The organism is Mitsuaria sp. WAJ17, assembly GCF_014174515.1.
Lineage (GTDB): Bacteria > Pseudomonadota > Gammaproteobacteria > Burkholderiales > Burkholderiaceae_C > Roseateles_B.
This window is the reverse complement of the sequence record NZ_JACJUG010000009.1, coordinates 40,643-55,144: the sequence shown is the minus strand read 5'-3', so window position 1 is coordinate 55,144 and position 14,502 is coordinate 40,643. Positions and strand designations below refer to the sequence as shown.

At 66.0% G+C, this 14,502-nt stretch carries 16 protein-coding genes; 9 read left to right on the top strand and 7 right to left on the bottom strand.

The window, feature by feature from the left end; translation table 11 throughout:
- Nucleotides 1-98 precede the first annotated feature (98 nt).
- The gene (locus H5407_RS09135; RefSeq protein ID WP_183104139.1) at nucleotides 99-809 is read left to right on the top strand and encodes an SOS response-associated peptidase; all 711 of its coding nucleotides are present in this window, start codon (nucleotides 99-101) and stop codon (nucleotides 807-809) included.
- A 972-nt stretch (nucleotides 810-1,781) separates the two neighbouring features.
- Here the strand turns inward: H5407_RS09135 and H5407_RS09130 are convergent.
- The gene (locus H5407_RS09130) at nucleotides 1,782-2,006 is read right to left on the bottom strand and encodes a cold-shock protein (RefSeq protein WP_183104138.1); all 225 of its coding nucleotides are present in this window, start codon (nucleotides 2,004-2,006) and stop codon (nucleotides 1,782-1,784) included.
- Nucleotides 2,007-2,241: 235 nt separating this feature from the next.
- On the opposite strand from H5407_RS09130, the gene clpS reads away from it, so the two are divergent.
- Together clpS and clpA are read left to right on the top strand one after the other, a co-directional pair.
- Nucleotides 2,242-2,610 carry an ATP-dependent Clp protease adapter ClpS gene (gene clpS / locus H5407_RS09125; protein WP_183104137.1) on the top strand — a complete coding sequence of 123 codons (369 nt, stop codon included), beginning with the start codon at nucleotides 2,242-2,244 and terminating at the stop codon, nucleotides 2,608-2,610.
- Nucleotides 2,607-4,940 (top strand): ATP-dependent Clp protease ATP-binding subunit ClpA, encoded by a 2,334-nt coding sequence (gene clpA / locus H5407_RS09120; protein WP_183104136.1) that lies wholly within the window; start codon nucleotides 2,607-2,609, stop codon nucleotides 4,938-4,940. Before clpS ends, clpA begins: the two co-directional genes overlap by 4 nt.
- Before the next feature lie 88 nt (nucleotides 4,941-5,028).
- Here the strand turns inward: clpA and H5407_RS09115 are convergent, their stop codons facing one another.
- Nucleotides 5,029-5,697, bottom strand: a complete 669-nt coding sequence (locus tag H5407_RS09115; protein ID WP_183104135.1) for a S24 family peptidase — start codon at nucleotides 5,695-5,697, stop codon at nucleotides 5,029-5,031.
- Between the two features lie 196 nt (nucleotides 5,698-5,893).
- On the opposite strand from H5407_RS09115, the gene H5407_RS09110 reads away from it, so the two are divergent.
- Together H5407_RS09110 and H5407_RS09105 are read left to right on the top strand one after the other, a co-directional pair.
- Complete coding sequence (locus tag H5407_RS09110; RefSeq protein WP_183104134.1) at nucleotides 5,894-6,136, top strand: DNA-binding protein; 243 nt, start codon at nucleotides 5,894-5,896, stop codon at nucleotides 6,134-6,136.
- A gap of 2 nt (nucleotides 6,137-6,138) precedes the next feature.
- On the top strand, nucleotides 6,139-6,387 hold the full coding sequence (locus H5407_RS09105) for a hypothetical protein (protein WP_183104133.1): 249 nt from the start codon (nucleotides 6,139-6,141) through the stop codon (nucleotides 6,385-6,387).
- A gap of 196 nt (nucleotides 6,388-6,583) precedes the next feature.
- Here the strand turns inward: H5407_RS09105 and H5407_RS09100 are convergent, their stop codons facing one another.
- The 5 genes from H5407_RS09100 to H5407_RS09080 all read right to left on the bottom strand — a co-directional run bounded on the left by H5407_RS09100 (nucleotide 6,584) and on the right by H5407_RS09080 (nucleotide 9,878).
- On the bottom strand, nucleotides 6,584-7,366 hold the full coding sequence (locus H5407_RS09100) for a zinc-dependent peptidase (protein WP_183104132.1): 783 nt from the start codon (nucleotides 7,364-7,366) through the stop codon (nucleotides 6,584-6,586).
- Nucleotides 7,367-7,368: 2 nt separating this feature from the next.
- A complete protein-coding gene (locus tag H5407_RS09095) occupies nucleotides 7,369-8,181 on the bottom strand; it encodes a UDP-2,3-diacylglucosamine diphosphatase (protein ID WP_255501161.1) in 813 nt (270 codons plus the stop codon).
- A complete protein-coding gene (locus H5407_RS09090; RefSeq protein ID WP_183104130.1) occupies nucleotides 8,165-8,671 on the bottom strand; it encodes a peptidylprolyl isomerase in 507 nt (168 codons plus the stop codon). Before H5407_RS09090 ends, H5407_RS09095 begins: the two co-directional genes overlap by 17 nt.
- Nucleotides 8,668-9,183, bottom strand: a complete 516-nt coding sequence (locus H5407_RS09085) for a peptidylprolyl isomerase (protein ID WP_255501171.1) — start codon at nucleotides 9,181-9,183, stop codon at nucleotides 8,668-8,670. The genes H5407_RS09090 and H5407_RS09085 overlap by 4 nt, the downstream gene beginning before the upstream one ends.
- 149 nt (nucleotides 9,184-9,332) lie before the next feature.
- Nucleotides 9,333-9,878, bottom strand: a complete 546-nt coding sequence (locus tag H5407_RS09080; RefSeq protein WP_183104128.1) for a tetratricopeptide repeat protein — start codon at nucleotides 9,876-9,878, stop codon at nucleotides 9,333-9,335.
- A gap of 126 nt (nucleotides 9,879-10,004) precedes the next feature.
- On the opposite strand from H5407_RS09080, the gene cysS reads away from it, so the two are divergent.
- From cysS to tilS, 4 genes are all read left to right on the top strand, one after another.
- Entirely contained in the window at nucleotides 10,005-11,381 is a 1,377-nt protein-coding gene (gene cysS / locus H5407_RS09075; RefSeq protein ID WP_183104127.1) for a cysteine--tRNA ligase, read from the top strand.
- The gene (locus tag H5407_RS09070; RefSeq protein ID WP_183104126.1) at nucleotides 11,381-12,034 is read left to right on the top strand and encodes a DNA-3-methyladenine glycosylase; all 654 of its coding nucleotides are present in this window, start codon (nucleotides 11,381-11,383) and stop codon (nucleotides 12,032-12,034) included. The genes cysS and H5407_RS09070 overlap by 1 nt, the downstream gene beginning before the upstream one ends.
- A gap of 118 nt (nucleotides 12,035-12,152) precedes the next feature.
- A complete protein-coding gene (locus H5407_RS09065; protein WP_183104125.1) occupies nucleotides 12,153-13,124 on the top strand; it encodes an acetyl-CoA carboxylase carboxyltransferase subunit alpha in 972 nt (323 codons plus the stop codon).
- A 28-nt stretch (nucleotides 13,125-13,152) separates the two neighbouring features.
- Nucleotides 13,153-14,487 (top strand): tRNA lysidine(34) synthetase TilS, encoded by a 1,335-nt coding sequence (gene tilS, locus H5407_RS09060; protein WP_310737633.1) that lies wholly within the window; start codon nucleotides 13,153-13,155, stop codon nucleotides 14,485-14,487.
- Nucleotides 14,488-14,502: the final 15 nt, after the last annotated feature.

The following is a 14,502-nucleotide window of genomic DNA, read 5'->3' as shown; positions in this document are numbered from 1 at the left end:
GGGTGCTCCGTGAGTGGCTTGACCAGGGGCTTCTGGATGATGTTGTTAGTCTTGGATGCGTCGTTGAATTCGTCGACGATGCTTCCAGAGGGATAGACATGTGCAACCTCTACCACGTGAGCCCCAAGGGCGACATCGTCACCTACTTCCGGACCTTGGTACCTGATCCATTCCTTGAGGCGCCCATCGTTGGCCCGTTCGGCCGCGGGGCCTTTTTGCGAGCCGGCGGGGAAGGGCTGGAGTGCGTCGTGGGGCAATGGGGCCTGATCCGTCCCGGGCAACCTGAGCGTATTGATCGTCTGCCGTCCAAGGTGCCTGGGAAGCAGGGGCGGCCGAGGTCGACGAACAATGCCCGGATCGAAGGCATTGAGAAAAAGGTGACCTTCCGTGAGGCCTGGGCGAGAGGGCGCCGCTGCGTCGTCCCGGCTGCGTGGTATCAGGAGCCGAACTGGGAGACTGGCAAGAATATCTGGTGGCAGTTGCGACGCGCCGACGGGCTGCCCTGGGCACTGGCAGGGCTATGGTCGGAGTGGGTCGATCCGCGGTCTGGCGAGGTGGTGCCCAACTTCACCATGATCACTACGAACTGCGACCAGCATCCGTTGTTGAACCGCCTGCACAAGCCTGACCCAGTTCTGCCGGCAGATGCTCAGGACAAGCGCTCGTTGGTGCATCTGGACCCCGCAGCCTGGGAGGCCTGGCTGCGTGGTCCCGCCGACCAGGCCCTTGCTCTGATCAGGCCGCCTGCCCTTGAGCTGTTCGATCTGTCAGATGCTCACCGGACCGACCAGCTTCTAGCTACTCGCTGACCTGGCACCACCAGGCTTGTCGGGGCCCGGGCTCCTGGAGGTGGTCGGAGGCCTCTCGCCCCGTCAGCAAGAATCCGCGTTCGTCCATAGCTGTCAGTACGCAGTCGTGGATTGCCGGGATTACATAAGAGGCGCCGCGTCCCGGCCCGCATCTGAGGGTGGCCGAGGTCACCATGCGATCCTCGAAGCGGTTGGATAGCCTCCAGCGGTCGACAGTGAGCCAGCCCGCGGACGGCGCGCCTAGCTGATCGCGGGCCAGCTTCATCCCGTCTTTCCTCAACCTGAGTACAGCCACCTTCATGCTGTATAAATATACAGCTTTTCAGTTTTGCGAGGGCGTTGCCCCATCTTCAGGAGCCCTGAGGGTGGTGTTCAGAATGGGGCCATGATTGGGGCCATTCGTGCCAGCATTGCGATGCATTTCATAGGAGAGTACCTATGATGATTGACCACATGTGATGCCTGCGGCGCTCGCGCCGCGTCTTGCGTCAGGGCACCTTCGGGTGCCTTTTTCGTTGGTGGGGCGCATGAAACCTTCGCCTATGCCGGGCATGCATTTTTTGGGGGCGCCCTTGATGCTTTCTTGTCGTTGCGCTGCCAGCGTGGCATGGGGTTGCGCACAAGTACCAGTAGCGCGCTCCTGTGGTGCAGGGCGCGCTGTGGTGGCTTGAGGGTCGGTCTTGGAAATTGGACGGCGAGCTGGCCGACGAGTCGGCCAACAATGCGGCCAACAATGCGGCCAACAATGCGGCCAACAATGCGGCCAACTAAGCGGCCAACGCATGACCAACCAAGCGGCCAATTAGGTGGCCGACGAATCGGTCAACGAAGTCGCCAACGAGCCAGCCAAGCAAATGAGCTGGCGAACCGACCTCAAGGGCGGCAGGGAGTTGGGCTGCGACGCTGGCGGCTTGGTATCAGGCCTGCCGCTCAGCGCGAGACTGTCCCGACGCAGTCGTCAGATCGTGTGAATCAGCCAGCTGCCGCCTCTCCGCCGATCGGCGTGATGTTCTGGGCCAACTGACCCTTGGGGCCGGCGACCAGCTCGAAGCTGACCTTGCTGCCCTGCTTGAGGGTACGGAACCCCTCCATCTGGATCGCCGAGAAATGGGCGAACACGTCTTCGCCGCCTTGTTCAGGTTCAATGAAGCCAAAGCCCTTGGCATCGTTGAACCACTTTACGGTTCCTTGTTGCATTTTCCTTCTCCATCCCGGTGTCTATCGCACCGAGGCGGATTCTCAAAGCTCTGTCGCCTGCGTGTCAATTCGGGGCCTCCCCCGAGGTGCTGAGGGTCTGAAATGGAGGCGGCCGTGGCATTTGGCGCGAATATGGCGGAGAGGGCAGTGCACATCACTTTTTCAAGGCCGGGTCCTTGAATCATGATCAAGCCAGCGCCATGTGAGGCCATATGGCTCTCTATAGAATCGGTCCATGCCAGATCTTCCCCACCAGCCCCCCGTGCCGCCGGGCCAGCCGCCCGGCGCAGTGCCTGGCCGTGACGATGCGGACGGGACCGTCATCCTCGAGCGAGTTCCCCAGAAAACCGAGCCCCCGCGCCTTTATCAGGTGCTGCTGCTCAACGACGATTTCACTCCCATGGAGTTTGTCGTGATGGTGTTGCAGGAGTTCTTCCGCCATGACCTGGACACGGCCACCCAGATCATGCTCAAGATCCATCACGAAGGTCGCGGCGTCTGCGGTGTCTTCACCAAGGACGTGGCTGCGACCAAGGTCGAACTGGTGCTGGCCGCCTCCCGGCGTGCCGGCCATCCCTTGCAGTGCATTATGGAGGCCGCATGATTGCCCAAGAACTTGAAGTCAGCCTGCACATGGCCTTCGTCGAGGCGCGCCAGCAGCGCCACGAATTCATCACCGTCGAGCATCTGTTGCAGGCCTTGCTGGACAACCCGTCCGCGGCGGAAGTGCTGCGTGCCTGCTCGGCCAATATCGATGACCTGCGCAAGAGTCTGTCGCAGTTCATCAAGGACAACACGCCCACGGTCGGTGGCACCGAAGAGGTGGACACCCAGCCCACGCTGGGTTTCCAGCGGGTGATCCAGCGCGCCATCATGCATGTGCAGTCCACTGGCAGCGGCAAGAAGGAGGTGACCGGCGCCAATGTGCTCGTCGCCATCTTCGGCGAGAAGGACTCGCACGCCGTCTACTACCTGCACCAGCAGGGGGTGACGCGGCTGGACGTGGTCAACTACATCGCCCACGGCATCAAGAAGAGCGAGCCGCCCGAGCCCCCCAAGGGGCAGGACGGCCAGGGCAGCGGCAGCGAGGCCGAGCGCGAGGAGGGTGAGGGTGCCAGCGCGGGCGGTAAGGGATCGCCGCTGGAGCAGTTCACCCAGAACCTCAACCAGCAGGCCAAGGACGGCAAGATCGATCCGCTGATCGGTCGCGAGGCCGAGGTCGAGCGCGTGGTCCAGGTCCTGTGCCGCCGCCGCAAGAACAACCCGCTGCTGGTGGGTGAAGCCGGTGTGGGTAAGACGGCCATCGCCGAAGGCCTGGCGTGGCGCATCACCGAGGGCGATGTGCCCGACGTGCTGGCCGAAGCCCAGGTCTATGCCCTGGACATGGGCGCGCTGCTGGCCGGCACCAAGTACCGTGGTGACTTCGAGCAGCGCCTGAAGGCTGTGCTCAAGCAGCTCAAGGACCAGCCCAACGCCATTCTCTTCATCGACGAGATCCACACGCTCATCGGGGCGGGTGCGGCTTCGGGCGGCACGCTGGATGCCAGCAACCTGCTCAAGCCTGCGCTGAGTTCTGGTGCGATGAAGTGCATCGGCGCCACCACCTTCAGCGAGTACCGTGGCATCTTCGAGAAGGACGCCGCGCTGTCCCGGCGCTTCCAGAAGGTCGATGTGGCTGAGCCCTCGGTGGAGCAGACCATCGAGATTCTCAAGGGCCTGAAGTCCCGCTTCGAAGAGCACCACAGCGTCAAGTACGCCCTGGGCGCCTTGCAGGCGGCGGCCGAGCTTTCGGCCAAGTACATCAATGACCGCCATCTGCCGGACAAGGCCATCGACGTGATCGATGAGGCCGGCGCCGCCCAGCGCATTCTCCCCAAGAGCAAGCAGAAGAAGACCATCACGCGGGCCGAGGTCGAGGATATCGTCGCCAAGATCGCGCGCATCCCGCCGGCCAGCGTCTCCAGCGACGACCGCGGCAAGCTCAAGAGTCTGGACCGCGACCTCAAGAGCGTGGTCTTCGGCCAGGATCCCGCCATCGACGCCCTGGCGGCCGCCATCAAGATGGCGCGCTCTGGGCTGGGCAAGCCGGACAAACCCATCGGCAGCTTCCTCTTCTCGGGCCCCACGGGCGTGGGCAAGACCGAAGTGGCCAAGCAGCTGGCCTACATCCTGGGCATCGAGCTGATCCGCTTCGACATGTCCGAGTACATGGAGCGCCATGCGGTGAGTCGATTGATCGGCGCGCCTCCGGGCTACGTGGGCTTCGACCAGGGCGGCTTGCTGACCGAGGCCATCACCAAGAAGCCGCACAGCGTGCTGCTGCTGGACGAGATCGAGAAGGCTCACCCGGACGTCTTCAACGTGCTGCTGCAGGTCATGGACCACGGCTCGCTGACGGACAACAACGGGCGCAAGGCCGACTTCCGCAACGTCATCATCATCATGACGACGAATGCGGGCGCCGAGATCATGAACAAGTCCACCATCGGCTTCACCACCCAGCGCCAGCAGGGTGACGAGATGGCCGATATCAAGCGCCTGTTCACCCCCGAGTTCCGCAACCGGCTGGATGCCATCGTGTCCTTCCGTGCGCTGGACGAGGAGATCATCCTGCGCGTAGTGGACAAGTTCCTGCTGCAACTGGAAAGCCAGTTGGCCGAAAAGAAGGTGGAGGTCACCTTCACAGACGCCCTGCGCAAGCAACTGGCGAAGAAGGGCTTCGATCCCTTGATGGGCGCACGCCCCATGCAGCGCCTGATCCAGGACACCATCCGCCGCGCCCTGGCCGACGAGCTGCTCTTTGGCCGGCTGGTTGATGGCGGTCGCCTGACGGTGGACGTGGATGCGGCGGGCGAGGTGCAGCTGGACATCGTGCCCAACGGCAAGAAGTCAGACAGCAAGCCGCCCAAGGCCGAGGCGGCCACGGCGGGCTGAGACCCGCGGGCTTCCGTCCACTGACCCACTGAAACGCGCCCCTCGGGGCGCGTTTTTCATGGGGCGGGCCCGGCGGCTGGCGGCATCTTCACCATTCGTGCAGGGAGGCCACGACGCGGCCGATGACCTCCAACTCCGTCGTGTGGGCCAGGTCCACGTCATAGGCTGCAAAGGAGGGATTGGCACTTGTGACGCGAAGGATGCCGCCCGGCAGCATCTGGCAGTACTTCACCAGCAGCTCCTCGCCCTGTCGCAGCACGTAGACGAAGCCGCTGCGCGGCCGCCGATCCTGCTGGTCCACCAGGACCTGGTCGCCGTCGAAGAGCACGCTCTCCATCGACGAGCCGCGCACCGTCACAACGCTCAGCTGGGGTGCGGAGAGCTGGCGCGCCTCCAGCCAGTCCTTGCCGAAGCACAGGCCGCTGGCCTCGTACGGCGCGCCATCTTCTTTGAGCGGCGCTGTGCCGCCCTGGGTCTGGGCCTCCAGCGCGGGGACGCGGATGTAGCGGTCGGCGCTGCTGTCGTCCCGTGTGCCCATGACCACGTGCAGCAGGTCCAGGCCCAGGGCCGCCGCCTTGCGCAGGTAGCGGGCATCCGGCGTGCGGTCGCCTGCTTCGTAGTTGAACTGCGTGGTCTTGCTGACGCCGACGGCTGCGCCGAAGTCTGCCTGCATGTAGCCCAAGCGCTGGCGCTCCGCCCGGAGGCGGTCGCCAATGCCAGCGTTCGAGGAGTCCTGGTCGATGTCTTTGTTTTTCACTGTGATTTGACGGTGAATGGTTTGTGGCAGTGTCTCACCAACAAACGAGAATGACTAGCTGTCATTGTTTCCTCAATTGAGGGGATACTTCGCTTGTTGGTCTCACAGATGGAAACAATTTGCCATGAATTGGCCTGGCATTTTTTATTTGTTGAAATACCATAGGCATCCGTTCAACAAGATTTCATTGGCCATCATGGACGATCCACAAACGGATGGCCTGGGTGTGGAAGGTGGAAAGCGGTATCTGCACGCCCAGGCCTCGCCTGCAGCTGCTAAGCGCACGCTTCAGAGTCAGGGCCTTACCCTCAGCGAATTCGCCCGCATGCACGGCTTCAAGTACCGCACGGTGTCCGAGGTGATCCGGGGGGTGAACAAGGGCCTGTATGGCGAGGGGCACCGCGTGGCCCTGGCGCTGGGCCTGAAGCAGGACCGCTGAACATGAACTCTTCCTGCCCCTTGCCGACCGAGGCGCCCTTGCGCATCGACCGCCAGTTCCTGCGCGTGGCCCATGCCTACGATGTTCTGCCCTTCGAGGTGTTCCAGCATCTGCGCTGCGTGCTGGCGGGGGATCACAACATCGCCCAGGCCCTGGAGACGGCGCGTGAGGTGGTGGCGGTACTGTCGGCCGAAGACCTGGCCTTCGTGCTGGCCCGCCTGCTGGTCTGCACTTCGGATGCGATCGACTAGGCCTCGGCGGCCGGGAAGGAGGTGCGCGCCCGTGCCTGTCGGGGGGAGGGGTTGTGCAACGGTGCGGAGGCCCCGGGGCCGGTGCGTGTACCTCCATCCCGGTCCCTGAGGCCTGTACCGGGTGCGGTGCCCGCCGCGGGGGGGCATGGGTAGGGCCCGGGCGGCGCGTGCGCCCGCATGGGGCGCATGCAGCGGCTCAGCCGGCTGCAGGATCCTGGCGGTAGTAGCCCGCGAAGAGCGCATACAGCGCCGAATGCTCCTGCCGCATGCGGGCGGGTTCCACGAAGAAGGCCTCCGAGGCCACGGCAAAGAACTCCTCCACGGACGCTGCACCATAGGGGTCGATCAGGGTGTCCTCACCCGCATCGACACGCCCGCAGAAGTGCTCCCAGGCCGGGTCGATGACCTCGATCCAGGCTTGCGTGGCCTCCGCGGACGGCAGGGCAGGTATGCCGTCGGGCGCACCGTTGGCCATGTCCAGCACGTGGGCGAACTCGTGGATCACGACGTTGTAGACCGGGCCGGCGCCCAGTGCGGGGTCGGGCTGGAGCTCGCTCCAGGCCAGCATCAGCGGGCCGCCTTCCATGGCCTCGCCGGCCAGCTCCTCCTCGTATTGGTGGACCACGCCGTCCTCATCCATGAACTCGCGAGAGGCCACGACCTGGGACTCGTGCATGACGATGCCCACGAAGCTGTCGTAGGCCTCCAGGCCCAGGGCTAGCACGGGCAGGCAGGCCTGGGCGGCGACGGCCACGGCCACCTCGTCGCTCACCTGGAAGCCGCCCGCGCCATGGAACTCCTTGCGGGCCAGGAACAGGGAACTGAGGCGGCGCAAGGCAGCGAGTTCGGCGCTGCTTCGGCGGGCGATGAAGGGGTAGCGGGCCAGTGTGAGCGCCCACAGGGCATCGGGGATGGCATGGCGCGCCAACTGGCGGCGCTCGCGCCGGTCCTGCCAGGCCTGCAGCAGTCGATGCAGCATGCTCAGGCCGTTGCGGCGGCGAGGGGGAGTCGTCGCAGGCCAGCGGGTTCGAGGCGCAGCACCTCGGCGCGCGGGCTTGATGCCTCCAGGTCCCAATCGCTCAGGACCTCGCGACTCAGGCCCTCGCCCAGGGCGTGTCGTGCCGGGCGGTGGGTGTGGCCGTGAATCAGCGTGCGGCAGGCCTGCGAGCGCAGCGCCGCGCGGACACAGTCGGCGTCCAGGTCGGCCCACAGTTCGGGGTGATCCGCCTGCCCGGCCTTCTGCGCCATACTGCGCTCGCGCAGGCCGCGGGCAATGCCCCGGCGTTCCTGCAGAGGCTTGTCCAGGAAGGCCTGCTGCCAGGCCGGGCTGCGCACTTGGGCGCGAAAGGCCTGGTAGTCGTGGTCTTCCTGGCACCAGGCATCGCCGTGACTCAGCAAGTAGCGCTGGCCGAAGGCCTGCAGCAGACAGGGGTCGGCCAGGCGGGTGAGTCCGGCATCGCGGGCCATGGCCGCGCCAAGCAGGAAGTCGCGATTGCCGGCCATGAAGAAGAGGGGGGTGCGGGCGGCGGCCTGAGCGAACATCGCGAGCAGGCCGGCTTCGAAGGGTTGGTGCCGGGCGTCGTCGCCGATCCAGACCTCGAAGATGTCGCCCAGCAGGAAGATGGCGTCCGCCGATGTGTGGCTCAGGTAGTGAGCCAGTGCGGCGCGCGTGTCAGGGGTGTCCTCGGCCAGATGCAGGTCCGAGATGAGATCGATCGCCCGCCACTGCGGCGGGGCGATCCACTCTCCTGGCAGCGCATCCAGGCAGGGCAGGGTATCAGCCCTGGATTTCAACGGCCTTCTCGATGACCACGGCTTCCTTGGGGACGTCGCCATGACCGCCCTTGTTGCCGGTGGCGACCTTCTCGATCTCTGCGACCACCTCGGCACCGGCGACCACCTTGCCGAAGACGGCATAGCCCCAGCCGGAGGGCGACTCGGACTTGAAGTCCAGGAAGTCGTTGTTCACGGTGTTGATGAAGAACTGGGCCGAGGCCGAGTGCGGCGCGTTGGTGCGGGCCATCGCGATGGTGTACTGAGCGTTCTTCAGGCCATTGTTGGCCTCGTTCTGGATGGGGGCGTCGGTGGCCTTCTGGTCCATGTCGGCGGTGAAGCCGCCACCCTGGATCATGAAGCGCTTGATCACGCGGTGGAAGATGGTGCCGTCGTAGTGGCCCTTGTTGACGTAGTTCAGGAAGTTCGCAACGGTGACGGGGGCCTTGACCTCGTCCAGTTCAAGGCGGATCACGCCCTTGTTGGTGGTCATTTCGACAAACTTGCTCATGGCTTGGACTCCACTGTGGCCTTGTTGATGAAGATGGGGGTGGTCGGCAGGTGCTGGAACATGCCTTGGGCGGCGACGGGCGTGGCGCGGATCTTGTCCACGACCTCCATGCCCTCGATGACGCGGCCAAACACGGCATAGCCGCGGCCATCGCGGGTGTTCTCGGCATCCAGGCCGGAGTTGTCCGCCACGTTGATGAAGAACTGCGCGGTGGCCGAATCCGGGAAGGCGGCACGGGCCATGGAGAGGGTGCCGCGCTCATTCTTCAGGCCGGACTTGTCTTCCAGCGGGATGGCGGGACGGGTGGGCTTCTGCACCAGCTTGTCGGTGAAGCCGCCGGTCTGGATCATGAAGCCGTCGATCACGCGGTGGAAGATCACGCCGTTGTAGTGGCCGGCCTTCACATACTGCAGGAAGTTGGCGACGGTCTTGGGCGCCTTCTCAGCGTCCAGAGCGACTCGGATGTCGCCCTGACTGGTGGCCAGCTTGACGACCTGGGCCTGGGTGCCCATGGCGGCCAGCAGCAGGGTGCAGGCGGCGAGCAGGCGGCCCAGATGGGAACGAGGCGGGGTGGCAAAGGCCATGTGGCGGGACTCCCTTGACGAGGTTCCAGGGTGTAAAGGACGGGCCGCCCGCGGGCGGCCGACCGGCGCATTCTCGCTCAGCGGGCGGGGGCGTTCAGCCCGCGCAGCAGTTCCTGGGTGCGGCGCAGCTTCAGGCCGGCATTGACCGAGCTCTGCGGGCCCGGCCTGGCCGCGACAGCATAGGCACGCGCGGCCAGCTGCAGCAGCACGTCGCCCAGGTTCTCCTGGGCCTGCACATGCTCCGGCTGCAGGCTGACGGCGCGCTGGAGGGCTTCCTGGGCGGCGTCGATGTCGCCGCGGGCAGCCAGGATGACGGCCAGATTGTTGAAGGGATCGGCCAGGTCCGGAAAATCCTCGGTGAGGCGGCGCAGCAGGATCTCAGCTTGTGGGGTCTCGCCGGACTCCATGCGCATCAGCGCCAGGGCGAAGCGCATGCGAGCATTGTTGGGGTCCTCGACCAGGGCTGTCTCGAGGGTCTTCTTGGCCTCGGCCTGGTGGCCCTGCAGCCATTGCTGCTGGGCCTTCTCCAGCTCGCCGGCTGCCATGGCCGGGGTGCTCCAGGCGAGGCCGGCGGCCAGCAGGAGGGAGAGGAGTCGGGGCAGGGCGAGGTGGCGGGACTTCATGTGTTGGGGCGGAGGTGGCGGGAGCCCAATCGGTATACTGAACGATTCTATAAGCTGGCCCTGCACAGCCTTGCCCTCTGGCGGCGAAGGCCCTGTCCGGCGTCAACTCTTTCGCCCTGCGAGTCCATGTCCCTGCGCATCTACAACACCCTGACCCGCGCGGTCGAGCCCTTCGCCCCCCTCGAGCCTGGCCATGTGCGCATGTATGTGTGCGGCATGACCATCTACGACCTCTGCCATGTGGGCCATGCCCGCATGATGATGGCCTTCGACGTGGTCCAGCGCTGGCTCAAGGCCTCCGGTTTCCGGGTGACCTATGTCCGCAACATCACTGACATTGAGGACAAGATCATCAAGCGAGCGCTGGAGCGCGGCATCACCATCCGCCAGCTGACAGACGAGATGATTGACGCCATGCACCGCGACATCGGCGCCCTCGGCGTCGAGCGCCCCACCCATGAGCCGCGCGCCACCGAGTATGTGGGCCAGATGCTGGACATGATCGGTCTGCTCGAGGAGAAGGGCCTGGCCTACCAAGCCACCAATGGCGACGTGAACTACGCCGTGCGCAAGTTCGAGGGTTACGGCAAGCTGTCGCGCCGCAACCTGGACGAGCTGCGCGCGGGGGAGCGTGTGGCCGTGGACGAAGGCAAGCACGACCCGCTGGACTTCGTACTGTGGAAGGCCGCCAAGGCCGACGAGCCAGCCGACGCCAAATACGAAGGGCGCTATGGTCCCGGCCGTCCTGGATGGCACATCGAGTGCTCAGCCATGAGCTGCGCCGTGCTGGGCGAGACCTTCGACATCCACGGTGGCGGCCTGGACCTGCAGTTCCCGCACCACGAGAACGAGATCGCTCAGAGCGAGGGCGCCCTGGGCAAGCCCTTTGTGCGCTACTGGATGCACAACGGCTTCCTGAATGTCGATAACGAGAAGATGTCCAAGTCCCTGGGCAACTTCTTCACCATCCAGGACGTCCTGAAGAGCTACGACGGCGAGACGGTGCGTTTCTTCATGCTGCGCACCCACTACCGCAGCCCCATCAACTACAGCGATGCCGCCCTGGACGATGCCCGCCAGGCCCTGCGCCGCCTCTACACCGCGCTGGACGGCGTGGAGCTTGCTGCCGCCAGCGCCATCGACTGGGACCATCCGGCCGCCGTGGCCTTCAAGGCAGCCATGGACGAGGACTTCAACGCCCCCGCCGCCCTGGCCGTCCTGTTCGACCTGGCCTCCAGTGTCAACCGCAGCCGCTCCTCCGCCGAGGCCGGCCTGCTGAAGGCCCTGGCCGGCACACTGGGCCTGCTGCAGCAATCGCCGCGCAGCTATCTGCAAGCGGGCAGCACCCTGGACGAAGCCGCTATCCAGTCCCAGATCGAGGCCCGCGCCGCCGCCAAGGCCGCCAGGGACTTTGCCGAGGCCGACCGCATCCGCAAGGCGCTGCTGGAGGCCGGCATCGTGCTGCAAGATTCGCCCACTGGCACGAGCTGGATGAAGGCCTGATGGCGCGCTCGTCTGCCGCCGGGGTCACTCCGGACTACTGGGACGAGGCCTGTAAGCACCTGGTCAAGCGCGACCGGGTGATGAAGAAGCTCATCCCCCAGTTCGGCGAGGCCCGCCTGCAGAGCAAGGCCGACGCCTTCACGACCCTGGCCCGCTCCATCGTGGGTCAGCAGATCTCGGTGAAGGCGGCGCAGTCCGTCTGGGACAGGTTCTCCGCTCTCGTGGCCGGCCCGGTCCACCGCATCCAGCCGGCCGCCGTACTGGCCTTGGAGGTGGCAGCGCTGCGCGGCGCCGGCCTGTCCGCCCGCAAGGTGGAATACCTGCGGGATCTGGCCGAGCACTTCGAGGCCGGTCGTGTGCATGTGCGCCAATGGACGCAGATGGACGACGAAGCCATCATCGAGGAGCTTGTTGCCATCCGTGGCATCGGGCGCTGGACGGCCGAGATGTTCCTCATCTTCCACCTGATGCGCCCCAATGTGATGCCCCTGGACGACCTGGGCCTGCTCAAGGGCATCAGCGAGAACTACTTCTCGGGCGAGCCTGTCTCGCGGGCCGAGGCGCGGGAAGTCGGGGAGGCCTGGGCGCCCTACCGTTCGGTAGCCACATGGTACATTTGGCGAAGTCTCGATCCGCTACCGGTGGAGTACTAGCCCATCCCGTACCGGCTGCGCCAGCCCCCAAGAAGGGGTAGCTGCAGCCTCGGCCCAGGTGCCGCCCAGGCTTGCAGCCGGGGCTTGCGCGATGGGCTTTTTGAAATCAGGACGACTGATGAGCAAGAAACATTTCCTCGAATTCGAGCAGCCCATTGCCGAACTCGAAACCAAGATCGAAGAGCTGCGCTACGTGCAGAGCGAGTCCGCCGTCGATATCTCCGAGGAGATCGACCGCCTCTCCAAGAAGAGCCAGCAGCTCACCAAGGACATCTACTCCAGCGTCGCGCCCTGGCAGACCTACCAGGTGGCTCGCCACCCGCAGCGTCCGCAGACCCTGGACTACTGCAAGGACGTCTTCACCGAATTCCAGGAACTCCACGGCGACCGCCACTTCGCCGATGACGCCGCCATCGTGGGCGGCATCGCCCGCTTCAACGGTCAGCCCTGCGTGGTCGTGGGCCACCAGCGCGGCGCCGATGCCAAGGAGCGCACCCTGCGCAATTTCGGCATGCCGCGTCCCGAGGGTTACCGCAAGGCCCTGCGCCTGATGAAGCTGGCCGAGAAGTTCGGCCTGCCGGTCTTCACCTTCATCGACACCATGGGCGCCTACCCCGGCATCGGTGCTGAGGAGCGTGGCCAGTCGGAGGCCATCGGCCGCAACATCTTCGAGATGGCGCAGCTGGAAGTGCCGGTCATTGCCACCGTGATCGGCGAGGGCGGCTCCGGCGGTGCCTTGGCCATTGGCGTGGCCGACCAGGTGCTGATGCTGCAGTTCGCCGCCTACTCGGTGATCTCGCCGGAAGGCTGCGCCTCCATCCTGTGGAAGACCTCCGAGCGCGCGCCCGACGCTGCCGAGGCCCTGGGCATCACCGCCCACCGCCTGAAGGCCCTGGGCCTGGTGGACAAGATCGTCAATGAGCCGGTGGGCGGCGCTCATCGCGACCCCAAGCAGATGTGCTCCAACTTGAAGCGCGCACTGTCTGACGCGCTGCGCCAGGTCTCTGACCTCAAGCCCAAGGAGTTGCTGGACCGCCGCTACGATCGCCTGCAGGCCTATGGCCGATTCAGCGACACCAAGAACCGCTGAGCCCGACTCGAGCGCCCCTGGCGCCTGCGTGGCCGTTGCCTGGAGCGGCGGCCGCGACTCCACCGCCCTCATGCATGCCACGGCGCGCTGCGCGCAGGCCCTGGCACATGAGGGCTTTGCTTTGCGGGTGCTGGGCCTGCATGTCCACCATGGTTTGAGTCCGCAGGCGGATGGTTGGCTGACCCAGTTGCAGCGGCAGGTGCAGGCCTGGGCGGCGCGCGGTCTGTCGGTCGAGCTGCGCTGGCGGCGGCTGAACGGCTCGCCGGCCCCGGGGGACAGCATCGAGGCCTGGGCGCGCGAGGGTCGCCATGCCGCGCTGCAGGCCATGGCGCAGGAGGCGGGGGCCACCCTGCTGCTGCTGGCCCATCATCGGCGGGACCAGGCCGAGACTTGGCTGCTGCAGGCCCTGCGCGGGGCCGGGCTGGCGGGCCTGGCCGCCATGCCCCAGAAACAGGCGCGGGAGGGCCTGGTCTGGGCGCGCCCCTGGCTAGATCAGCCGCGCGAACGCATTGAGCAGTATGTGCAGGCACTGGGGCTCGACCATGTCGAGGACGAGAGCAATGCCGACCCTCGCTTTGCCCGCAACCGTCTGCGCCTGCAGCTGTGGCCCGGGCTCCAGTCCTGTTTCCCGGGGGCCGAGGCTGCCCTGGCGCAGTCGGCCCGCTGGGCGCAGGAGGCGGGCGCCCTGCTGGACGAGATCGCCGATCAGGACCTGCGGGTCTGGATGAAGGCGCCGTCCGGACTGGACCTGAAGGCCTGGGAGGTGCTCTCCCGGCCGCGCCTGAGCAATCTGCTGCGGCACTGGCTGCGTGATTGTCTGGGCCGGCCCGCGCCCGCCAGCCTGGTCAGCCGCCTGCTGAATGAGGTGGGTCGCGCCGCGCACGGTGCCGCCTGGCCGGCGGGTGACCAGGTGATCCAGACGCACCAGGGCAGCCTGCTGGCCTTGCCGGCGCGGGCGCCCATGCTTGCCTGGCCGGCGGACTGCCGCCTGGACCTCAGTCGGCCCGGCCTGCACGCCTGCCCGGCCTGGCGCGGGCGTTTCCAGGTCGATGTGGCGGATGAGCCTTCGTCGGAAGCCGTAGGTTCATCGCTATTGCGCAATGTGATCTTGCGTCCACGCGAAGGCAGCGAGCAGTTTCAGCGGGCGCCCGGCACACCTGCGCGGTCCCTGAAGAAGGCCTGGCAGGCTGCGGGCGTGCCGGCACTGGGGCGTGGCGGGCCGCTGGTTTATGCGGATTTCCCTGGGGAAACGGGGCCGCAGGCGCGCCTGATGTGGGTGCCCGCCCTGGGCCTGGATGCACGCTGGCGGGGGCAGGGCGAGGGGCCCTGGCTGCGTTTGAGCTGGCTGCCGGACGCTTCCTGACGTGGGTCTGAACCA